15 protein-coding genes and 1 other annotated feature are annotated in these 22,645 nt (G+C 50.3%); of the genes, 6 read left to right on the top strand and 9 right to left on the bottom strand.

What is annotated here, in order from left to right; translation table 11 throughout:
- The first annotated feature begins 153 nt into the window (after positions 1–153).
- Entirely contained in the window at positions 154–1,902 is a 1,749-nt protein-coding gene (locus MKY48_RS01415; protein WP_339292107.1) for a M28 family peptidase, read from the top strand.
- A 148-nt stretch (positions 1,903–2,050) separates the two neighbouring features.
- On the opposite strand, the gene MKY48_RS01410 is transcribed toward MKY48_RS01415, so the two are convergent.
- Complete coding sequence (locus MKY48_RS01410; RefSeq protein WP_339269464.1) at positions 2,051–2,488, bottom strand: DUF3888 domain-containing protein; 438 nt, start codon at positions 2,486–2,488, stop codon at positions 2,051–2,053.
- Positions 2,489–2,704: 216 nt separating this feature from the next.
- Between MKY48_RS01410 and MKY48_RS01405 the strand changes: the two genes are divergently transcribed.
- Positions 2,705–3,652: an alpha/beta hydrolase gene (locus tag MKY48_RS01405; protein ID WP_339269462.1), complete on the top strand. Its 948-nt coding sequence runs from the start codon at positions 2,705–2,707 to the stop codon at positions 3,650–3,652.
- A 172-nt stretch (positions 3,653–3,824) separates the two neighbouring features.
- Here the strand turns inward: MKY48_RS01405 and phnX are convergent, their stop codons facing one another.
- From phnX to MKY48_RS01380, 5 genes are read right to left on the bottom strand one after another with little or no spacing between them, the layout of a single operon-like run.
- Positions 3,825–4,643, bottom strand: coding sequence for a phosphonoacetaldehyde hydrolase (gene phnX, locus MKY48_RS01400; RefSeq protein WP_339269460.1), 819 nt, complete (start codon positions 4,641–4,643; stop codon positions 3,825–3,827).
- Positions 4,640–5,734: a 2-aminoethylphosphonate--pyruvate transaminase gene (gene phnW / locus MKY48_RS01395; RefSeq protein WP_339269458.1), complete on the bottom strand. Its 1,095-nt coding sequence runs from the start codon at positions 5,732–5,734 to the stop codon at positions 4,640–4,642. The genes phnX and phnW overlap by 4 nt, the downstream gene beginning before the upstream one ends.
- A 22-nt stretch (positions 5,735–5,756) precedes the next feature.
- Positions 5,757–6,752, bottom strand: coding sequence for an extracellular solute-binding protein (locus MKY48_RS01390; protein ID WP_339269456.1), 996 nt, complete (start codon positions 6,750–6,752; stop codon positions 5,757–5,759).
- Positions 6,753–6,795: 43 nt separating this feature from the next.
- The gene (locus tag MKY48_RS01385; RefSeq protein ID WP_339269455.1) at positions 6,796–8,412 is read right to left on the bottom strand and encodes an ABC transporter permease subunit; all 1,617 of its coding nucleotides are present in this window, start codon (positions 8,410–8,412) and stop codon (positions 6,796–6,798) included.
- On the bottom strand, positions 8,405–9,157 hold the full coding sequence (locus tag MKY48_RS01380; RefSeq protein ID WP_339269453.1) for an ABC transporter ATP-binding protein: 753 nt from the start codon (positions 9,155–9,157) through the stop codon (positions 8,405–8,407). Before MKY48_RS01380 ends, MKY48_RS01385 begins: the two co-directional genes overlap by 8 nt.
- Positions 9,158–9,409: 252 nt before the next feature.
- Here MKY48_RS01380 and MKY48_RS01375 point away from each other — a divergent pair, with 252 nt between their 5' ends.
- A complete protein-coding gene (locus MKY48_RS01375) occupies positions 9,410–10,174 on the top strand; it encodes a DeoR/GlpR family DNA-binding transcription regulator (protein ID WP_076322628.1) in 765 nt (254 codons plus the stop codon).
- A 308-nt stretch (positions 10,175–10,482) separates the two neighbouring features.
- A complete protein-coding gene (locus MKY48_RS01370; RefSeq protein WP_339269451.1) occupies positions 10,483–11,526 on the top strand; it encodes a hypothetical protein in 1,044 nt (347 codons plus the stop codon).
- Between the two features lie 89 nt (positions 11,527–11,615).
- Here the strand turns inward: MKY48_RS01370 and MKY48_RS01365 are convergent, their stop codons facing one another.
- Positions 11,616–12,554, bottom strand: coding sequence for a GNAT family N-acetyltransferase (locus MKY48_RS01365; protein ID WP_339292106.1), 939 nt, complete (start codon positions 12,552–12,554; stop codon positions 11,616–11,618).
- Between the two features lie 165 nt (positions 12,555–12,719).
- Between MKY48_RS01365 and MKY48_RS01360 the strand changes: the two genes are divergently transcribed.
- Together MKY48_RS01360 and MKY48_RS01355 are read left to right on the top strand one after the other, a co-directional pair.
- On the top strand, positions 12,720–13,838 hold the full coding sequence (locus MKY48_RS01360) for an ATP-binding protein (RefSeq protein WP_339269449.1): 1,119 nt from the start codon (positions 12,720–12,722) through the stop codon (positions 13,836–13,838).
- A gap of 345 nt (positions 13,839–14,183) precedes the next feature.
- Entirely contained in the window at positions 14,184–15,038 is an 855-nt protein-coding gene (locus tag MKY48_RS01355; RefSeq protein WP_076322631.1) for an alpha/beta hydrolase, read from the top strand.
- A gap of 612 nt (positions 15,039–15,650) precedes the next feature.
- Here the strand turns inward: MKY48_RS01355 and metG are convergent.
- Positions 15,651–17,297, bottom strand: coding sequence for a methionine--tRNA ligase (metG, locus tag MKY48_RS01350; protein ID WP_339292105.1), 1,647 nt, complete (start codon positions 17,295–17,297; stop codon positions 15,651–15,653).
- A 46-nt stretch (positions 17,298–17,343) separates the two neighbouring features.
- Positions 17,344–17,613, bottom strand: a binding site (T-box leader).
- Between the two features lie 367 nt (positions 17,614–17,980).
- Positions 17,981–22,615 (bottom strand): isopeptide-forming domain-containing fimbrial protein, encoded by a 4,635-nt coding sequence (locus MKY48_RS01345; RefSeq protein WP_339269447.1) that lies wholly within the window; start codon positions 22,613–22,615, stop codon positions 17,981–17,983.
- Positions 22,616–22,645: the final 30 nt, after the last annotated feature.

Here is a 22,645-nt window from a genome sequence, read left to right as displayed (position 1 = left end):
TTGTGTTATGCATGGAAAGCTGATCATTCTCAATCTTATGTTGACACATGTCATATTCTGGAACTACGCTGTGTAAGAGCACGTTTCTTACATACGATGAAAGATCGCTTTACGAAACGCCTGAATGATCATAAAAGGAAGTGAGTATTTATCATGCAAATTCAATTGAGTAGACCGCCGGATTACAAACCTCCTTATTGGCTGCCGCTTACAACCATCCTCACCGTCATACTCTTTATCTCCCTCATGCTGTGGTTCGAGAAGCCGCCGCAGGCCAGCAGCATCGATGCACCCGCAACCGAATTCTCTGCCGAACGCGCGATGGCGCATGTCGAGCAGATCGCACAGCAGCCCCATCCGATGGGTTCGCCTGCCAATGCGGAAGTCAGAGCTTACTTGGTGGAACAGATGGAGCAACTCGGCTTGAACCCGGACGTTCAAGAATTTAATGACCGCCTGACAACCAAGCACATCGACACCGACACTCAGCTAACGAACATTCTGGGCGTCATTAAGGGCACCGGATCGGGCAAACCGCTCCTGCTTATGTCCCATTATGACTCGGTCCCTACCGGACCCGGAGCGAATGATGCTTCGGTAAGCATAGCTTCATTGCTGGAAACGACAAGAGCGATCCAAGCCGGGCCTCCACCGCAGAATGACATATGGATTCTGCTGACAGACGGGGAGGAGAAAGGCCTGCTGGGGGCTGAAGTGTTCTTCCGTGACCCACAGCATCGTGAGGTTGGCATGATTGCGAATTTTGAAGCCCGAGGATCAAAAGGATCCTCCCTTATGTTCCAGACCAGCGACAACAATAGTCGGATCATTGAAGAATACGCCAAGGCCGTATCCAATCCTGTCAGCAACTCGCTCTTGGTGGACCTCTACAAACAACTGCCGAACGATACCGATCTGACGGTGGCGCTTGAGCATGGTCTCCCGGGACTGAACTTTGCCTATGGCGATGGGTGGGTAGCCTATCATACCCCGATGGACAACACGGAGAACGTCTCCCTTGAAACCATGCAGCATCAAGGCGAGAATGCACTCGCCATGGCAAAGCATTTTGGCAATCTCGACTTGACTGACCTGGCTTCAACAGACGACCGTATTTACTTCAATCTATTTGGCCTGCTGGTTCATTACCCTGCAAAATGGGCGGTCCCGATCACCGTGGTGTTCGCGGCGATATGGCTGGCTTTCGCGGTATTGTTTGCCCGCATCTCTAGACTCTTCCTAAAGGGAAGTTTGATCAGCTTGCTAACCCCGATTCTGGCCGTCGTGCTCTCGGCAGCGCTAAGCTTTGGCTTGTGGTCGCTGGTCGATACGTTGTGGGCCGGCAAAATGACGCAGCCCACAGGCGCAACCTATGATTCGTTTCTGTACAGTGTCAGCTTTATACTGGTAACCTTCATCATTCATGTTGCACTCACCCGCTGGATCGTGCAGAAAGTGAATGAATTGGAGATGCTGCTGGCGGGCGCATTCCTGTTCCTGCTGCTGCTTGTTGGTTCAACCTGGTTCCTGCCGGGTGCAAGCTATTTATTTGCGATTCCGCTGCTGGTCCAGTTTGCGGCATTGACATGGGCGGCATTTACCCGGGACCCAATCGAATCCTTAAACCATCCGGCTATTGTACTGGGAACGTCCCTTATCCCTGTTCTGATGTTTACTTCGGTCTTTCATATTGTGTTCCTCATGCTGCCGCCAGGGATTCACCTATTCAGCGTCGTACTGATCGGGCTGATACTTGCCATGATGTCCCCGGCTGTACGAATGCTCGCATATGCCTGGAAATGGGTACTGCCGGCTGCCTTCATCGCCGTCGTCGTTCTGCTCGCCATCGGCTGGATCCAGGCCGATCCTGGACCGGATCGACCGATTTTCGAGATGCGTTAATCATTACAGGCACCCTGCTGCCACTCAATGCTTGAGGGTGTGACACCCGATAAACGTACCGTTATGTCCATGCCAAACAAGCAAACGCGCGAACTGCGTTTGCTTGTTTTTTTGGATGTGACATTGGATTGGTTTCACCGCCGTTACTTCACGATATCTTGCCAAGCGGGGGGAGCTCATACGTCTCCAGATGTTTGTATTCCACCAGCTTGACCATACCGCCGGGAATCGTCGGAGCCACCTCAAACACAAGCCGGTCCTTTCCCACCATAATATGGGGACCGACCGTCGGGCTGGCCTCAAGCGTAATGATGAAATGAAAACCGCGAAATCCGTTCACCCTCTTCACTCCGGTCACATCCACAAAGTAGGGATAGACAAGCGGCTGCTCCTTCAACGTATGGATATAATGCCCGCGAACCGCTTTATCGATATGAGGAAGCAGAAATAGCATTAGCATATCCTGATATTGCAGCTGTGCACTATCCTTCTTCGGTGAAGAATAGGCCCCCTCGGCATGGGACGGCAGCGGTAAACCCATAACCATAACGACGGCAAGGATTAGGCTGATGAAGGGTTTGTTCATATTTCTCTCTCGCCTCCTGCTGCAGCTCTTTATCTTTAGGCTACCCCAACCGATAGGATTGATGTAACACCCGCGAAACGAACGTGATCCGCGACATAGATTAATTAGGGTACGTGCGATATGATAGGTGGAAGGAACGATATCGTATCGACATATGCCTTCCTTATCACCTTCATTCATCGTGTTCCATGGAATACGGGGAGGATATACATCAACATGAAAAAAAGGATTATGATCATGTCAGCAGCTATCATCGCACTACTAGCTATCATTATTGTTTCAGCAAGCTTCTACTTCTATAACGTCGCTATTGCCCGCGCCGACAAGGGCTTTCTGAATGGCAACCCCGACCTGGAAGCCAACTCGAATATCGACAATCCCTTTGCGGACAGCAAGGATTGGTGGGCCCAGCAGAGCTTCGAGGAATGGAACCTTACTTCAGACGACGGTCTGAAGCTGCATGCTTATTTTTTACCTGCCAAAGTATCAACGGATAAAACCGTCATCATTGCCCACGGCTACTCCGGTCATTCGGAGCAGATGAGCGGATTCGCCCAAATGTACCATGAGGACCTGGGTTACAACGTCCTTCTTCCCGACGCGCGAGGGCACGGACGAAGCGAAGGCGATTACATCGGCTTCGGCTGGCCGGAGCGCAAGGATTATCTGAAATGGATTGATCAAGTCATCGGGCATACGAGTGAAGGCGCTCAAGTCGTCCTACATGGCGTGTCCATGGGTGGCGCAACGGTTATGATGACCAGCGGCGAAGAGCTTCCTGCCCAGGTAAAAGCCATTGTCGAGGACTGCGGGTATACCTCGGTCACGGATGAGTTGACCTATCAGCTGAAGCGCATGTATAAGCTTCCGTCCTTCCCGCTGCTTCAATCCACAAGCCTGTTGACCAAGATCCGCGCTGGATACTCCTTCGGTGAAGCATCCGCCCTGGAGCAGGTCAAGAAGTCCAAGACCCCGATGCTGTTCATTCATGGCGGCGGCGATTTGTTCGTACCTACCGAGATGGTGTATGAGCTGTACGAGAATGGTCCGGAGCAAAAGAAGTTGTTCATCGTCCCCGAAGCAGGTCACGGCATGGCGCGCCAGTTCGACCCCGAGGGATATGACCGCGAAGTAACAGAGTTTATTGGCACGTACGTGCAATAAGAGAAATGAAGAAAAAGAGCAGCCCAAGTGGACTGCTCTTTTTGGTGCGAGGTGAGGGGGAAGCCTATAACGCTGCTTCCTTTCCTTTCAGGCGCTCGGGTTGCCTGTTCAATTTGCGCATCTATTTGCGTGATTTTTACTTCATCCGCGTATCGAAAGACCTGAATGGTTCCTAGCGCTGAATCCCCGGTCTTTGTCCCTCAGCCAGCATGTCGTTAATTCTCTCGATTAACTGCGGCAGTTCGTCCATCGTTCGAATCGTAAAGTCGGCCCCATGCTGGATAAATGTCTGTTCGGTTTTCGAGATCGCAGCTTCCCGGTCTGATTCTGACAGGGCATGATACTCTTCTGAACTCAGGCCCATTTCCGAGCTGCCGATAACAACGCCAACCGACCATACACCTGCGTTCACGCCTTCCTTTACGTCCGAGACGGTATCCCCCACCTTAACGACCTTCCAGGATGCCGATAACCGCAGAGACTCCATGTTCCGATAAATCATGTACGGATAAGGTCTTCCTTGGGAATTCGTGTCATCCGGCGTGAAATAGACATCCGGGCTGTAGCCCTTTTGCCGGGCATTTGCCACCACGACCTCCATCATGCTGCTCGTATAACCTGTCGTAGAACCAATCTTCAAGCCTTGACCCTTCAATGCTTCAACCGTCTCAATAACACCCGGAATCGGGTCCGTGTACTCGGATAAAGAAGCCATCAACGCCGGCTCGAATTCTGCATACAGCCGTTCCACTTCCTGCTCATCGAAGGCTCTTCCGTACTTCGCTTCCCATAGCGCCGACACTCTCGGCATGGATAGCATGGCACGAATATGATCGATCTTCAGCATCCCCATCGGTGCTCTTGCTTCAGCCATCGTCACTTCAATGCCCGCATTCTTAAAAATATCGACAAACACGTTCACCGGTGCAAAGCATCCAAAATCCACAGCCGTTCCGGCCCAGTCCAATATAACGCCTTCGATTCGGTTCATTGTGCCATCACTCCCCTATATTCTTCGATAATATGACATAACTGTTCGATATCCTGCTCATAGATTTCTCCGATATTCCCAATTCGGAAGGTATCCACGTCGGTCAGCTTGCCCGGATATATCACATAGCCCCTTTCTTTAATATAAGCGTAAAAGTGTTCGAAGCTAAACCCTTCACTCGGGAATAAGAATGTCGTGATGATCGGAGATTGCTTATCATCAGTAATATAAGACTGGATGCCGATCTGCGCCAATCTCTCACGCAGCAGGCGATTGTTATTCTGGTAACGGCTGAATCTCGCCGATACACCGCCTTCTTCGTTCAGCTCATCCAACGCTTTGGAGAAGGCAGCCACGACATGGGTCGGCGAAGTATATCTCCATTTTCCGTCCTGATCCATGCCTTTCCACTGATCATACAAATCGAGCGCCAAGCTGCGCGCAATCCCTTCGCAGGCTGCAAGCTTGTCCAGCTTGGCGATGACGAATCCAAACCCCGGAACGCCCTGGATGCATTTATTCGCACTGCTGATGAGATAATCGATGCCAAGTCCCTGAACATCGATTTCCATGCCGCCAAAGCTGCTCATTGCATCGATAATGAGGGTCTTTCCATATTCTCTGGACAACGTCGAGACCATCTCCAGCGGATTCAGAATCCCGGTTGTCGTCTCGCAATGTACCATTGCGATATGCGTAATACCTTCATCCTTATGCAGTATAGCTCGCAGTTCATCCTCGCTTGGATGTTCATCGTAATTCACTTGGTACTCCTCATAATTCAATCCAATATACTTTGCCATTTTGACGATCCGCTCACCATAGGCGCCGTTCGTTACAATCAGCACTCTATCGTCATTCGATATGGTGGATGTCATCACTGCTTCGACGGCAAACGTTCCACTTCCCTGCATCAGTACCGCTGTGTATTGTGCCGCATCCGCCCCGGCGAGTGCCAGGAGCTGCGATCTGATTTTTTGCGTAATCGATTTATACTCATCATCCCATGTACAGCGGTCAAAGAGCATCTCCTCTTTCACCGTCTTGGTTGTCGTCAAAGGTCCTGGTGTCAAAAGCTTATAGGTATTCATTTCGCATCGCTCCTATGCTGGCTTATTCTTTAGATCCATTGAAGAATTGCTGATGCTTTTCCAGCAGCTCCACCGTCAGCGGCTTCTCGAAGGTCATCGAGTACGCAGGTTTGTTGACTTCATCCACGGTCTCCCCTTCATATAGGGCCACCGGATAGTTCACGATCAGGTCTTTTCTGGCATCCTTCACGATGGTCTCGGCCATTTTCATCGCTAAATCCGTTGTGGCATTCTTCTTGTCCACCACCGCAACCGACTCGGTTAGCGAGAAGTTTCCTTCGACCGGATCCACGTAATCTATCGGTGCACCGTCAGCTTTGGCGGCTACCGCCTGATGGCGGAGTCCGAAGCCCGCAGCCACTTCTCCAGCCTGCACTTTCTTGATCGGACCGGAACCCGAGCTCTCCAGATGCGGTCCCACATTAGCGATCAGGTCATGGAGCACCTTACGTCCCGCATCTTCGCCGTATTGGTTGATAATCGCCTGAACCAGCAGCCAACCGGTGGAGGAATCCATAATATTCGGAATCGATACGAGTCCGCTGAATTCCGGTTTGGTCAGGTCCGTGATGGAGGTTGGCATTGGCAAGCCTTTGTCTTTCAGCACTTGTGTATTCACGAAGATAGAGCCGGTATTCGCCAGAATCGGCGTGTAGTATTTCGGATAAGTTCCGACAGCGCCTGTGTCAAAAGCCAAATCCTTAAACATGGAGTGCTTGGTCTGCGAGCTTTCGATAAAGTATGAGCTCATCGTGATGAGATCAGCCTCGATTTTGTTCCCCTCAGCCATCAGTTTGCCGCCAAGTTCGGATGTACCCAGGGATTGCACGAGATACTGTCCTTCGTATCCGGCATTCTTCAACGATGTTTCCATTGCGGCGACGGCCTCTTCATCCCCGTTGGTGTAGATGACCACCTTCTTCGCTTCCCCCGCGCTTCCGCTGCCGCAAGCGGCCAGAGCCAACACCATGCTGATTGCGATCAATGACAGCAGCATTCCCTTAAGCGTCTTCATCATGATTAACTCCACTCCTTGTTTTTTATTTGTATTAATAAATAAGTTACCGATGCGCCGTTCTCCTCTGTAATGCGTCGCACACCAGCTTGATGATCAGATTTGTGAAGAAAATCAGCATCGACAGCACGAAAATCTCATTAAACTTGGCGAAATGCTGCAGCTCTTTGATCTTGCTGGCTACGAGCGACGTCTGGGCGGATACAAGAAAGATAATGCCGCTGATCGTCACCATGGCGTTGATGAAATAGTAGCTGAACATCTCAATGACGGTTGAAGCCGAGTTTGGCAGGATCACCCGATAAACGGTCTTGAACCAGCTGTCACCGAGCAGTTCCCCCGTGGTTTCCCAAGAAGGATTCATCTTGGACAGGGAGTTCTTGGCCATCAGATACGGCGTCGTAAAGAAATGAACAATATTGCACAGAACGATAATGATGAAGGTTCCTTTCAGACTGCTTCCATTAAAGAAGAGCAGGTAGGATATCCCCAGCACCATGCCAGGCACCGTATTCGTGATCATCGATACCATATCCACCGTGGATCGAGCTTTTAACGATGTACGCACATTGAGCAGTGCTGATCCATACGCCATCAAGGTACCGAATAGCGCCGTCAAGAAGGCGACCCAGAGGGAGTTTCGGTATACCCCTGTTAAATCACTCGATTGAAACACGTCCCGTACATGCTTAAGCGTAAACGTCATGTCATAGGGGTAACTGCTCAGCCATGGCGCAATGAACATCACGGCAAAAATGGAAAGCATTCCAAGCACGATGACCGATGACATTATGCCGAAGGCGATATCCCGCACGCGCTGCCGCGGCAGCTCGATATCCGACAGCTTGTCATAGTGGAAATTCCATTTTTCCAAGTAATTCAGCAGCCAAATGCCGAACACGGCGGGGATCAGCATCATGACCGCAATGACGGCGCCTTGGTTGAAGTCCGGAATGGAGCCCAGCATCACCTGATACAGCTGCGTTGCCACGACCGGATAGGTCCCGCCAACCGAAGCCGGAATCCCAAAATCCGTAAAGCTTAAGATAAAGGAAAGCACAAAGGCTCCGCCAAGCGCTCCGGCCAAGGGACGCAAAATCGTATTCAGGAAACTTCTCAACGTTCCGTCACCCATTAACTTGGAGACGATGATGAATTTTTTATCAATATATTTAAACGCGTTATGGATCAACAGGAATACTGGAGGCAGCGTGTAAATGACGTAGCCTATGAGCAGTCCGTTCCATCCGTAGATTTCGAACAGATTGCGTCCGGCAAGCCGGGTGATCAACCCCTGATTACCGAACGAATACATAATGGCGAACCCATATGTAATGGTCGGGAGCAGCATGGGGATGATGATGACGGTTTTCAGCAGGCCTTTGACGGGCCGATATATTTTGGTGCAATGAATGGAATACGCGAGTATAAACCCGAGGACAGTTGTGATTACCGCCGTGATGCCCGATATCTTCACACTGTTGCCAATCGCTGCGATGAATTCCCGATTCGACCCTATGGATACATAATGCCCGAGGGTAAACCCCTGATCGGATTCGAAGGAACGGATCAGCAAGATGAGCAGCGGCAAGAACAGAAACACGGCGAACAATAACAGGATGACGGTAAAGATGACCCGCATTTCCGGTTTCACGTTATGCATACTGCTCACCGAACAGATTGTAGATGTTCTGCCTTTTGATGTGCAGCTGCTTGATAATAAACTGCTTCACAAAATCATTGCTCGGATGATGGACAATCTCCTGGGGTGTGCCGAATTGGGCGATCTGCCCCTGATGGATAATCAGGATTTTGTCTGAGAGCGTCAGCGCCTCCTCCGGGTCATGCGTCACAATAATCGTGGTCAGGTTAAACTCTCTGGCAATCGATTGAATCCGCTGCTTGATCGACTCCTTGATCACGCCGTCCAGCGCGCTGAGCGGCTCATCGAGCAGCAGGATTTTCGGTTTCGTGACCAGCGTTCTGGCCAGGGCCACTCTCTGCTTCTGCCCTCCTGACAGTTCGCCGATCCGCTTGTTCACATGAGGCTGAAGCTCCAGAAAGTCGATATATTCCTGTACCTCCTGCTGACTCACGCTCCCCTTCTTGTTGCGCAGGCCGTATACGATATTGTCGTAGGCATTCAGATTGGGAAATAAGGCATAGTCCTGAAAAACGATATTAAACCCGCGCTTCTTCATCGGTACGTTGCTCAGATCTTGGTCATGGAACACGATTTTTCCCTGATCCATCCGGGTGAGTCCCAAAATAATATTCAGTAATGTGGTCTTCCCGCTGCCGCTCGGACCGAGCAGTGACACGATTTCGCCCGAACCGATTTCTACGTTGATGTCATCCAAAACCACTTTATCGTCGAATTGTTTGCTAATATGCTCTAGCTTCAGCAAACGGCTCACCTCCTTTAAACACATCCTCAGTATAGAAACCATATGTAAATAAGAATCATGGAAACTGTTAAATGTAAGTAAATTATGCATATATCATTCATACATCAATACCAACTATTGACCATATTGATCCATAATTGATGCCCAACTCAGGAATAATATAGGTAAATCTATTGAACATAGCCAGGCGAATCGGTAAACTAGACATGAATACAGGCATCAACTACTAATGCAGATTGAATGGGTGAGCGAATGTTTCCACTGGAGAGGCAGAAGAAAATACTTGAGCTGCTAACGATTCGAAAAGTATTGAAGATCACGGAGCTAACGGAAGAGCTGAACGTCTCTGTAGATACGCTGCGCCGGGATTTGAACACCCTGACCAAGCAGGGGCGGATCGAGAAGATATATGGCGGGGTTAAACTCGTGGAGTCCCGGTTCGGCGAATCCTCCATGGACGAGCGCATGGTCAGCCAGTTGGAAGAGAAGGATCGGATCGCCCGCAAATGCAGCGAATTCATTCATGACGGCGATTGCATCTATATCGACAGCGGCTCGACCACATATCAGATGGCCAAATACGTGAAGCATAAGAAGAAGCTGACGGTCGTTACCAACTCGCTGCCGGTTGCGATTGAGCTGATGGACAGCGATGTGGAACTGATTATGATCGGCGGCAAAATCCGTAGGGAAGAACAATCCGTCGTAGCGTATGAATACATCTTCAACTTTCACGAGCTGAATGTGCTGAAAGCCTTCATCTGCTGCAGCGGCATTACGATTGAAAAAGGCATCTCCGACTACAACCTGGAAGAAGCCATTACGCGCAAAAAAATGATCGAGCTGTCCAAAGAGGTGGTTGTCATGGCGGACAGCACCAAGTTCGGCAAAGACGTCACCATTTCCATCGCATCGCTCGACAAAATTGATATGATCGTGACCGATGCGAATGTCCATGCAAGCTTCATTCCAAAATTCAAAAAAACCAATTCAACGCTAGTGATTGCCGATGAATAGAATAAAAGACCAAAAAAACGGGCGTTCCTCCTCGCTGAATGTTTACGATAAGAGAATGTCCGTTTCGGTTTCACACAGGCACGCACCCGTATTAACTTTTAATTTATATGTGCCAAGCCCTTGCGAATCTCTTGGACCCGTATCATTTTCTCTTCTTCTGTAATCCCGTATTTTCATAAACGTGAAAGCTCAAGTCTCTTCTTGTAAGCGGTTGTACATTCGAATTGAAGTCAATATAATGTAGTGAGAAACAGGATATTTTTTCTAATTATGTGAGACACCATGCAAGTAGAGGAGGAATAAAGGTTATGAACGTTGGATCAGCACGCGCAGCGGCGACGGATTGGGTATTGCAGCATGCCAGCAGGGAGCCTGGATTTATGGGTGCCTATTTTAGTGGCTCCACGGTTGGAAAGCCGGATGAAGCAGAGATGGCTCCGTCCTCGGACATTGACATCGTTGTTGTTACCCAGGATGCGGAGCCCCCTCTTAAGCTGGGAAAATTTATCTACCAGGATGCTTTGATCGAAGCCACCTACCTGTCCTGGCGGGACCTCGCCTCGCCCGAGCAGGTATTAACATCCTATCATCTTGCGGGCAGCTTCCGTGTGGATACCCTGATGTCCGATCCAACCGGGCAGCTGCGTAAGCTGCAGACGGAGGTTTCGCGTCATTTTGCCGACCGGATATGGGTCGCCCGCCGCTGTGAGAACGTACGCGAACGAATCATAACCGGACTCCGCTCCATAGATCCTTCTGCCCCTTGGCATCGCCAGGTTACCTCATGGCTGTTCCCTACCGGCGTAACCACCCATTTGCTCCTGGTCGCTGCTCTTCGCAACCCCACGGTCAGGCTGCGCTATGCGGCGGTTCACGATGTGCTCAAGGAATATGACCAAGAGGTAATTTACGACGAACTGTTACAACTACTGGGTTGTAAAGACATGAGTGCCGAACAAGCGCTCCATCATCTTAATGGGCTGGCCCGCACCTTCGATGCCGCTGCTGCGATTGCCAAGACCCCCTTCTTCTTCAGCAGTGACATTACGCCGGATGCAAGACCGATTGCCATTGACGGCAGCCGCGAGCTGATCCTAAACGGAAGCCATAGAGAGGCCGTCTTCTGGATGGTGGCCACCTTCGCTCGATGCCACAACATATTGGAAGTTGACGGGACTCCTGAGTTTCAAGAGCAGTATGCCCCTTCTTTTGAGGCCATCCTTGCGGATCTCGGCATAACGTCCACCGATGACCTGCTGCAACGGGCCGACAAGGTTCTTCGGTTCCTGCCAAAACTGTGGAGCGTCACGGAAGGTATTCTGGATGCCAATCCGAATGTAACAGGCGGGTAAGGATCGACCTCATAACTCCTCATTTTATATAGAAAAAAACCACGTCAGGATTATTTCTTGGCGTGGTCTTTGTATTAGCGGCCTTTCGGTTATAAAGGCAGATAAAATCGATGCTCCTCTTGATCTTTGGCAAAGCCAACCGAATGATAGAGTGACAACGCCGTCTCATTGGCTGCCTTCACTTGAAGTTTTACCGAGACGGATCCATGAGCCTGAAGATAGGACATGGCACGGTAGAGCAGATATTTGGCGATTCCCCGTTGTCTCCACGGTTCTCTCACAAACACATCTTCAATCACGCCGACGTTCCCTTCTTCCACCCATGCCATGGTACTGCCGATTATCGTGTCCCCTTCCAGGACATTCGTGGCAGTCCAGCTGGGATGCCCTTTGTATTCCCGTAATCGTCCAAGCCCCAGCGGCGCTTCCGGCCAAACCTCAGCCTCGAGCTTTAGATACATCTCTTCCTCTTCCGCAGATTCCATCTTCCACAGTCGATAGCGATAGCGATCATCTAACGGCAAGGCATGTAAAGGCTCATTAAGTGACCGCTTCATTGAATACAACTTCTCCAGCGGCTGAAATCCGATATCCTCTGTAAAGAAAGTGTTGTTGCCGATCTCATGGGCATAGTTGCCCACGCACAAATACGTCCCGTATGTCTCCGGCAGCGTCCTCTTTAACGCAAGGGCACGTTCATAGAGCACCTTATACATTTCACCTAACAGATCATAATCCCGCTCCCGCTGTGGTACAGCCTTGAGATTCACATAAATGTGATGCTTGCAGGTAGGCTCACATCCAGGCGGGATCACGTTAATAATGCCCACTTGTCCCTTGGCCACCATCTTCCCATCTTCAATAGCACAGAACACGTTGCCCCAATTGTCCTGGTCACCTACCCACCAAAACAGTGCATCCGCTGCGGATACAACCTGATACAGCTCCCCCAGCAGAGGCATATCGTCCTGCTTAAAATTCCGTATGATTCTTTCACCCAAATGAATGTCACCAACCTTTGCGTTCATTGTAAGACGACCCGGGATGATAAACATAGATAAAAAACAACTATAGATAAATAAATCGCTTATTCGTGTACCTATTTCCTTAATACGGGTTTACAATGTTGGAATTACGTAATAAAATAATTACGTAATAACATAATATTGATAAAGTGAGGTTGATGATTCCACATGACACGTGATCTGGTTTATGAGATGGATGTCTTAAAGAATCAAATGGCAGAGCTGCAGCAGCTTGTTTATCAAGCTCTTATGGAACGCAAACCTGTATCCGCATCAAACCAACACCGCCAAGAAATCGCAACAGCACCTACGATACATGAAGCAACCTTCGAAGACGGCTCCGTATTCTACTCCGGGCAAGTGCACCTGAACGGACAAAACATCCGCTGGGAGCCGCAGGAACGGCGAATGGATCAATTGCTGGACATGAACACCGAGAAGGCTGCCAAAATCCTCGCAGCACTGGGCAACAAGCAGCGCCTGGATATTTTAAAGGCCGTCATGGCAGAGCCCCTATCCGGTTCCGAGCTGGTAGAACGGTTGAATATGGGAACGACGGGTCAGCTGTATCACCACCTCAAAGCGCTGCTCGGCGCGGATCTCCTTGTGCAGGAGCAGGGCGGCCGGTACGCTCTTCCTAAGCATCGGAGCCTGCCGTTCCTGCTGCTGCTGTCTGCTGCAGGCGATTTGCTCGATACAAGCGATTACCTGGAGATGACCGAAACCCGCAACAATCCGGGGATGTATTTTGGAACCTCGCACGGCTTCGATATTCATCAGCTGCTTTGGGCCGTAGTGGAAAATTCAGTATTGGAGCACACGAGCGGGTATGGCGATCAGATTGGCATTTTCCTGCATGAGGATGGCAGCGTGACGGTTACCGATAACGGGAGAGGCATACCTGTGCAGGCCCTTCCGAATTCCAACATCCCAGTCGTACAATCGGTACTAACCGATGTCCACCAATTGAACGCCAGCGCACACTTTCTGGTCCCCGGCGCCGAAAAAGGCATCAGCATCGCCGTAGTCAATGCCCTCTCCAAGCAGCTGACCGTGGAAATTCGCCGTGACGGGAACATATACCGGCAGGAGTACAGGCACGGCATTCCGCAGACCGGGCTTCAGATTGTCGGCATGACTCAGGAGACAGGTACCAGCGTGACATTCAAGCCTGAGCCGGAATTATTCAGCTCTGCCTTTGAATTTGACCGCATCATGGAGCGCAAGAGCGCAATTGCCGCCGACTATCCTGGACTCACCCTAACAATCCGCGTTACCGCTGAATAAAGGAGCTGCAGAAGGGGCAGTTCGAAGAATGTGAACCGTGCTTTTTTACAGCAGCGGTACGCTCAGATGCCACATCGAGTGTACTGCTCCCTATGCAAACCGTGGCTGAAGCAACGGTCCTGGAACGATACCGGTCCGGGTGGTAGAGACACACGGTGTGGGGTGTGGGGTCCGGGCAAGCTTGGATGGCTGTCGACCGAACCCATGTCTGGTGCTATACTGAGCTTGAACGAACGCTAATCGAGGTGATATAGAATGCTGGAACGTTCTATGGAGAATGTAATGGAATCAGAACAGGAAAGGGGATGGTGCGATTAAATAAAAAACGAAACGAGGACGATACACATGAGCATACAGAGTACGGTAATAAGCGAAGGATTTGCATTGAATGTTTCCATTCGTGGAAACGGCAGGCCTATTTTGGTGGTGGGAAGCAGTATTTACTACCCCCGCTTGTTTTCGGAACAACTCTACACTTCATTTCAACTGATTTTCCTGGACCATCGAGGCTTTGTGAAGCCCCCTCGGACACTGGAGCCGGAAGACTATGCGCTGGATAAGGTTCTGGATGATATCGAAGCGGCAAGGCAAACGCTGGAACTGGAGGATTTTATTATATTGGGGCATTCGGGCCATGCCTTCATGGCGCTGGAGTATGCCAAAAAATATCCGGAACATGTCCGGAAGGTGGTCCTGCTGAACACGGCCCCGACCAACAGCCCGGAGCGGCAGCAGCAGAGCATCGCTTTTTTCAATGAAACGGCAAGCCCTGAACGGAAACGGCAGTTTGAAGCGGATATCGCCCTGCTGGCGGGGGACATCCAGAGAGAGCCGGAACGTCGTTTTGCTCATATGTGCATCCGAATGGGAGCGCACAGCTTCTATGACTATGCTTATGATGCGGCTTGGATGTGGGAAGGGGTCTTCACCAGCATGCCCGTCATGGATCATTTATGGGGAGAAGCCTTCGCACGGCTCAATCTGATCGATTCGTTGAAAGAGGTTGCCAAGCCCGTCCTCATCGGTCTTGGACGGTACGACTATTTGGTCAGTCCCGTATCACTCTGGGATGCTGTAGACGACTCGCAGGAACACGTGAAGAAGGTCATTTTTGAAAAAAGCGGCCATAATCCGATGTTCGAAGAGCCTGAGCTTTTTGATGCCATATTAACAGATTGGATTCATGAAACGGACAACTAATCCGGTGAAGATACAACGTATGCCGTTACTGTAATGAAGAGGAGCCCTCAGCATTCCGCTGGGGGCTCCTTTTACGTCTACTTGAGTATTAACCGGTAAACTCTCGCTTCATACGGCTTCAGCGGCATCGTCCGGATGGATGCTCTTCTCGCTGAAAACCGCTCCTTTTTTAAGTCCATACGGACACAGGTTCCGTTATTTGCTGATATTCCATCGTTTTTTAAACCCATGCGGACACAGGTTCCGTTAATGCACCATAATCACGGCTCATTCTTGTAAAAACTTAAGAATAGCGGATCTCCTGTCCGCATGACCCTACGAAATGCCAAGAAACAACGGAATAGCGGAACCACAGTCCTCAAAATCGCAGTCCGTACTCAGTCACAATGGACCATCGGGTCAGCCTCCTCTTCTTTGACACTCGCTAATGGCCCCTTTAATCACTTGCTCCTTGGATCGCTTAACCCCTTTGTTCCTTGGACCACTTAAACCCCTTGCTTCTTTGACCTCTAGACCCCTAATTACTTGCTGCTCTAGCACTGGATCCACTACATTCCTTGATCACTTACTACTCACTCCTTGGGTCAGTTGAATCTTAGCCACTTAAATCAATTACTCCCTTTCGGATAACTCCCCCAGCCTACGCGTTTCCTCCTCAATCCGGCTGGTATCGATCCGCTCAAACAAAAGCTCTACGTCATGAATCGGCCTGCCAGCCGGAACACGGCACCACTCCCACACAGGCTTCTCCAGCGAGAGAAAGCCTCGTATCCTATCGCAAGAGAACGGAATAAACGGCTGCAGCAGATTCGCCAAATTGGCTATGATCTGAACGCAGGTATACAGCGTTGTCCCGCACGCTTCGCGATCCTCCTTGACCTGAATCCACGGCTTCTGTTCATCAAAATATTTGTTCGCCAGGCGCACCACGCTGAAGATTGACTCCAACGCTTCCTTCAGTCGCCCATCCTCAATGAGCGCCCCGGACTCGCAGTACAATGCCTCAACCCTGCTCTGCCACTCTTCAGATATACAGCCCTCGGGCACTTTCCCCTCAAACGATTTATTCACAAACACCAAAGTACGGTTGACGAAATTCCCAAACGCACCAAGAAGCTCGCCATTGTGGCTGTGAATGAACTCCCTCCAGGAGAAATCCGTATCCCGCTTCTCGGGGCCGTTCGCTATGAGGAAATAACGAATCGAGTCCGGCTGGTAACGGCTTAACAGGTCCGGCACCCATATGGCCCAATTCCGACTGGTCGAGAACTTCTTCCCTTCCAGCGTCATGTACTCGCAAGATATGATTCGGTCCGGCAAGTGCAGACCCCCGGCCCCCTTCAGCAAGGCAGGCCAGATCAACGTATGAAACGGAATGTTGTCCTTCCCATGAACATAGTAAGCCGTAACCTCGCCCCGTCCCTTGCGCCAAAAGGATTCCCAATCGCCGCCCGTTTCCGCGGCCCACTGCTTGCTGGCGGATAAATAGCCGCTTACCGCTTCGATCCAGACATAGATTTTCTTATCCTCAAAGCCCGGAACTGGGACATCCACGCCCCAGGTCAGATCCCGCGTAGCTGCCCGGTCCTGGAGCCCTTCCTCCAAGTATCTTCGGGTCAATTGCACCGCATTGTCCCGCCAGCCATGAGCGTTATTCAAATCATCCGTCAGCTCACCCTGAAAATGCGACAGCGATACGTAAAAATGCTCGGTAGGACGCTCCACCGGAGGGTTTCCGCAAATTTTGCAGGCCCTGTTCGTCAGGTCGGACGGATCAAGTATCGTGGAGCAGGCGTCGCACTGATCGCCACGGGCCCTGCTGCCGCATACGGGGCAGTCTCCTTCCACGTAGCGGTCCGGCAAAAACCGCTGATCGGTTTCGCAATACGTTTGCTTCATGGTTTTTCGATACAAATGGCCGTTTTCCAGCAGCTTCAGAAACAGCTCCTGCACCACGGCGTGATGAAACGCCTGATCGGTTCGCGTGTATAAGTTGTAGGAGAAACCCAGCCGTTCGAAGCAATCCACAAACTCCCCATGGTACCGATCCGCAATATCCCCCGGAGCCACGCCCTCCTGAATGGCTTGAACCGCCACGGGCGTTCCATGACAATCACTGCCGGATACGTACAAGACTTGATCGCCTTTCGCGCGGAAATAACGTGCCAATACGTCTCCAGGCAACAGGCTTGCAAGCCTCCCCAAATGTAAGGACCCATTGGCATAAGGCCAGGCACCGCCGATAAAAATGTTCGTCATGTCAATCTTCCTCCTTTTTTTTGACAACAAAAAAAGCCCTCATCCCAAAAGGGACGAGAGCTTGCCGCTCACGTGGTACCACCCAATTTCATTCATGCCTTGCGGCATTCACCTCTTCGGGTACGACGCCATATATCGCGTGTATACCCTAGCACGTTAACGGGTGCGGGATCCGGTACAGCCTACAACCCTTACAGGGTTTCGGTGTACAGCTCAGAGACCATATTCCCCAGGTTCGTTCCTTACCCCTTTTCACCGGCCGGGGCTCTCTGTTCAAAGACGTCGCCAAGGTACTCTTTCTCTTCATTGCTTTTGTCTAAGGTTATTCAAGTTACTGGAAATCATACCCGAACACTGCTCTTGGTGTCAAGTGGGTGTATAGCAAAAGCCAACCGGATCTTAAGCCTCATTTTTGCAGTGTTTTCTTGCTTCGTGTCGGTTTTAATCACTTGGTATCGAAAAAAAGCGCTTCATGCGCTTTGACTCTATTAGAAATGGTGTGCTGAGTAAGAGTGAGAACTGGACATAATATGGCTGTCGAGAAAGTCTCGACAGTCTGAAGAAGTGTGTTCCTCTCTGAGAGACTACGTCTACAATGACCATTTCTCCTTTAAAAGGATACTTATACAATAAACAGCTGCCCCCCAAGTCAAATTCACCTGGGGGGCAGCTGTTTCTTTAGCCTATGCTTTTTTTCTTCTTCTGAGCAGAAGCAAGCCTGCAAGAAGCAGAATAGCTCCGGCTACCATGTAGCTGTACATATTCGTAGCCGTATTCGGTAGTTTATTTCCGTTAAGCTGGTTCGTTGCCTGATCTCCAGATTGAGCCGGATCTTGTGGAGTCGAATCCGATACGCCCAATGTTGAATCGTTATGATCGTCCGGTGTTTGTGACCCGGTGTTCGAATCCCCGTCGGAATCTCCATCCGTGTCTTCATTCGAGCCTTCGTTCGAATTCCCGTTCGGGTCTTCATTCGAATCTCCGTCGGAATCTCCCGTTCCACCCGGATTCGGATTGTTACCATCATGGTTCTCGTTGTCCGTCACTTCGATGACATTCGATGGCTTCTCCGGACTTGTCACATTATCACCCGTGACTTCACCGATGTTCTCGATCGATTTACCGGCTTGTCCCGCCTTGACGGTTGCCTTGAACTCAATCGTATGCCATTCGGTATCGGCAATCCGTCCAAAGGTACCACTCACTTTGCCGTTAACATACTGGCCTTTGTCGCCATCTGCGTTGTCGGTGACGGAAACGCCATCCACCTTCAGGCTGCCTGCTACATACGCAAGCCCTTCTGGCAGGATGTCGGCAATCACAAGGTTGGACACATAGCTGCCGCTAACGGTATTGCGTGCCGAGATCGTATACTCCATCGTATCGCCGACCGCGGTGCTGCCGCCATTCAGATCCCGCGACGTCTTCCGTGACTCGATGACTGGGGAAGGCGTAGTCGGTGGTGTTACAGGCGGCGTGACCGGTGGATTTGGATCTACCGGTGGATTGACTGGTGGATCGATTGGCGGATCAACCGGTGGGTCCACTGGCGGTGTGCCACCGTTCTCAACCACAATCTCATCCGTTGGCCGGCTCGGTTGATCGATGTTGTCCCCGGTAATCTCCCCGGTATTTCGGATCGACTCTCCGGCGTTTGCTACGATCTTCGCCCGGAACTCCAGCGTATGCCATTTCGTATCCCATACATCCCCAACGTGACCGACGACCTGACCTGAAGCATAATGACCTTTGTCGCTATCCTTGTCATCGGTGACCGAAACGCCGTCTACCTTCAAGCTGCCCGGAATATATTCCAGACCTGCAGGCAGCGTATCGGTGATTACCAGATTGGCCATGTACGTATCGCCTATTACCGTTCTTGTCCGTATCGAATAGATTGCGGTATCGCCGACTTCAAACGTATCCTTGCCCGCTTCGAGGTTCGTTGCGGACTTCTCCGATACGATGACCGGTTTACGCGGATAGACCTGGACTTCTTCTTCCGGCATACTTGGCTCGTCGAAATTGTCACCGCTGACATCGGCAATATTTCGAATATCTTTGCCAGCTTGTCCGGTTTGGATCGTCGCATGGAATTGAAGCTCATGCCACTCCTTATCCCAGATGTCGCCGAATCCGCCATACACAGAGCCGGTCACCACATGGCCTTCATCGTCGCCTTCTGCATCAGTAGCGGTTTTGCCGTTCACTTTTAAGGAACCTGGCACGTATTCCAATCCTGCCGGCAGCGTATCCGTAATCTTTAGATTCGAGATATACGCGTCATCCGTCACCGTTCTTGTCCGAATGGTGTAGACAATCGTATCGCCGACTTCAAAATTGGTTTTGCCCGCATCCAGGTTTTCTGCGATCTTCTCCGATTCTACAACCGGATGGCGCGGATAGACCTGAACGACTTCCTCGGCATTGCTCGGCGTGCTCACATTCTCACCGCCAACGATAGCGGTATTGCGAATGTTTTTGCCGGCTTGCCCGGTCGCGATAATCGCTTCGAAATCAAGCGTATGCCACTTGGTATCCGTAATATCCCCGAGCAGGCCGATCACTTGACCATCGGTATAAAAACCGTCGTCTTGATCGCTTTTGTCATCCGTGACGGGAACGCCATCGACCTTCAGGCTGCCCGGTACATATTGCAGTCCAGCCGGTAGATCGTCCGAGATGACCAAACTGCTGACGAAGCTGTTATCGACCGTGTTCCGTGCCTGAATCGTGTACCGCAGCGTATCGCCTGGTTCAGGATGGTCAGGGTCCGTGTTTCCGGCAGCCTTGGTTTGAAGGACGGCCGTTTTGTTGGACTCCAGAACAGGCGGATTGAAACGGACCGGTGTTGTGGTTTCGTTCGTTTCCTTTTGTTCGGTATCGCCTGTCAATAAGTTATCGTAGCTGATTTGTGCCTTGTTCTTAATTTGCTGATTGGCGGCGCTCGCTAAAACCTTGACTTTAAATTGCACGGTAACGCCATCAGCCAATTGGCTCGTATTGGCCAAGTCGCCTAACTGAATGCTGACCTTGCTGCCATCGAATTGACCTTCATCGGTATCAGCCTTGTCCGTCAGGTCCTTGGTTGTCGAACCTTGGATCCATTTCATGGAACCAGGAACATATTCCGTTCCTTCCGGGATGAGATCCGTAACACTCGTGTTTGCGGCGATATCTCCGCCTTCGTTTTTGATCTGAATCTCATAGGTTACTTCATCGCCGGCATTCACTTCTTGTGGAGATGCGGTCTTGTTGGCCGTCACACAAGGCGTCGTACCAAGGAAGATATCGTCTAAGAGATTGCCCGCATTTTGAGCTCCAGTTGAGGTTGATACGGATTCAAATCCAAAACGTGTGCTGGTCTGACCAGCAGGAACTGTATATGTGCCTGAGTAATATTTCCATGCTTTATTATCTGTGCTGATAGTCTCAACGGTAGGCAAATTTCCTGGCACCATCGAGCTCGGGCCAATTTTAACTGCCATGGTGTCAGCGCCAAGTAAACCTCTGTGAGCCAAACGCCAATATATCGTTTGTCCTGGCGTTGTCTTAACATCCTGATATAATTGCGAAGCATCATTTGAGTTTAATTCGACAAACTGTTTGCCATGGGCTGGGTCAACGGCCCAAGCCATATGAGGATCATCAGGCGGCAACTCATTTCTGGCTTCCTCTGCCAAGTCTTTATTCATAGCGTCGAATTCACCAAGAGAATCCGTTGTTTGCCATCCTGGAACATCCTCTTGTTTAATTTGATACCATGGATAACTTTCGTGCCATCTATCAAATCTAGGGTCATTAGGCGTATAAAGCGGATCCTCAAAACTACCGTTAATCATTGCTACTCTTTCTCCACATACATTAGGTGGGGGTTGAGTAGTCGGATCCGTCACATCAACGATAATTTCAACTTCGGTCTTACCGCCATTGCCGTCATCCACTATGACAGTGAAGCGATCCTCGCCGACAAAGCCCGGATCCGGGGTATAGGCCCAGTTTCCGTCTTTATCAACCGTGACGTTCCCGTTCGTTGGATCCTTGCCAGGGGTATAGGTTAATGGATCTCCGTCCGGGTCGGTGGCATCCACAACGCCCGATACAGGTGTATCTTTCTCCGTCGTCACCCGATCATCCGACACGACTGGAGGTTGATTCGTTGACGGAACCGAGTCCGATACTTCAACGTTAATCGTAGCCTCGGTCTTGGCGCATTTGCCGTCATTGGCGATGACGGTGAAGCTATCCTGACCGATAAAAGCTTGCGTTGGAGTGTAAGTCCAAGTTCCGTCCGCATTAACCGTCACAGTTCCGTTCTGAGGATCTGTCGCGCCTTTGGCGTACGTCAATGAATCTCCATCTGGGTCCGTGCCGTTTACTTGTCCGGATACGGGGGTGTTTACCGCCGTGATTTTTGAATCACCCGGCACGGTTGGCGGCTGGTTCAGTTCGTAATCATTTTGCGGATTGAGCGTTTCAATCGGAGCGTACTCATTCACAAAATACCAGCTATGGATATCATGAGTCTCGTAATTCGGAGACCCTGTTGATCCCGTAAAACCGGCAAAAAACGATTGTCCGTTAAATATCGAACTAAGATCGATGTCATTGACATCTATTATCTTTCTGGCATTTACCCTATCCGGCGAAGTGCCCAGATAAACCTGAACATTCTGAGTTGAACCATTGTATTCGATCCACGTGTAGTACATGGTTCCGTTAGACAATACATAGTTCGTGTTATTCGCCGTATTATACGGACCTAAATCGGTAAACCAGCCTGCTTGATCATTGGTTACCGTCCCATTTACCGCAAGTCCAACGTAGTTTGCAGAAGGATCCTTATATACAGTGTTTAGAAATGTGTCATATTTAACGGCAAAACTCGGTTGGATACCGTAATATCCCAAGCCGCCTCCTTCTGCATGCTGACTGGTCTTTCCAGCCTGGATCGTAAAGGTCAATCCGTCGCTTGGACCTTGAGAACTTGGATTACTCATTTTAAACGAAAAGGCTGTACTGAATGAATAGTTATCTCTAGGACAAAGCGCGGTATTGTTAAATACAGATCCGCTTTGTTGTGTAGTCGCCGGTGTCAATCGTATAAAATTCTCCCCTGGAGGCACCTGGGCAGCGCCATTAACGGTAAACGATTGTTTGAAAGTATCTTCGGGGAATCCATCATATTTAAAATTCAGCCATTTTCCTGCTGCAGCCTCTGCATTTTGAGGGTATAGAGGTAGAATCTGACCAAACAAAATGATGAAAACAGCCATCAAATACTTAAACCGCCGATTGATTATCGGTTTTCTTTTCATTGTTTCCTCCCTATCTTCAATGGGAAGGCT

The organism is Paenibacillus sp. FSL W8-0187, from assembly GCF_037969755.1.
In the GTDB taxonomy this organism is placed as follows: domain Bacteria; phylum Bacillota; class Bacilli; order Paenibacillales; family Paenibacillaceae; genus Paenibacillus_AQ.
This window is presented reverse-complemented; position numbering and strand designations above follow the sequence as displayed.

What these genes read in the sequence shown, in the direction of transcription:
- MKY48_RS01355 (WP_076322631.1), top strand. Translation starts at nt 14,184, where the DNA reads ATGAGCATACAGAGTACGGTAATAAGCGAAGGATTTGCATTGAATGTT.
- phnX (WP_339269460.1), bottom strand. Translation starts at nt 4,643, where the DNA reads ATGAACCGAATCGAAGGCGTTATATTGGACTGGGCCGGAACGGCTGTG.
- MKY48_RS01390 (WP_339269456.1), bottom strand. Translation starts at nt 6,752, where the DNA reads ATGATGAAGACGCTTAAGGGAATGCTGCTGTCATTGATCGCAATCAGC.
- metG (WP_339292105.1), bottom strand. Translation starts at nt 17,297, where the DNA reads ATGACGAACATTTTTATCGGCGGTGCCTGGCCTTATGCCAATGGGTCC.
- MKY48_RS01410 (WP_339269464.1), bottom strand. Translation starts at nt 2,488, where the DNA reads ATGAACAAACCCTTCATCAGCCTAATCCTTGCCGTCGTTATGGTTATG.
- MKY48_RS01385 (WP_339269455.1), bottom strand. Translation starts at nt 8,412, where the DNA reads ATGCATAACGTGAAACCGGAAATGCGGGTCATCTTTACCGTCATCCTG.
- MKY48_RS01405 (WP_339269462.1), top strand. Translation starts at nt 2,705, where the DNA reads ATGAAAAAAAGGATTATGATCATGTCAGCAGCTATCATCGCACTACTA.
- MKY48_RS01360 (WP_339269449.1), top strand. Translation starts at nt 12,720, where the DNA reads ATGACACGTGATCTGGTTTATGAGATGGATGTCTTAAAGAATCAAATG.
- MKY48_RS01375 (WP_076322628.1), top strand. Translation starts at nt 9,410, where the DNA reads ATGTTTCCACTGGAGAGGCAGAAGAAAATACTTGAGCTGCTAACGATT.
- MKY48_RS01345 (WP_339269447.1), bottom strand. Translation starts at nt 22,615, where the DNA reads ATGAAAAGAAAACCGATAATCAATCGGCGGTTTAAGTATTTGATGGCT.
- MKY48_RS01415 (WP_339292107.1), top strand. Translation starts at nt 154, where the DNA reads ATGCAAATTCAATTGAGTAGACCGCCGGATTACAAACCTCCTTATTGG.
- phnW (WP_339269458.1), bottom strand. Translation starts at nt 5,734, where the DNA reads ATGAATACCTATAAGCTTTTGACACCAGGACCTTTGACGACAACCAAG.
- MKY48_RS01370 (WP_339269451.1), top strand. Translation starts at nt 10,483, where the DNA reads ATGAACGTTGGATCAGCACGCGCAGCGGCGACGGATTGGGTATTGCAG.
- MKY48_RS01365 (WP_339292106.1), bottom strand. Translation starts at nt 12,554, where the DNA reads ATGAACGCAAAGGTTGGTGACATTCATTTGGGTGAAAGAATCATACGG.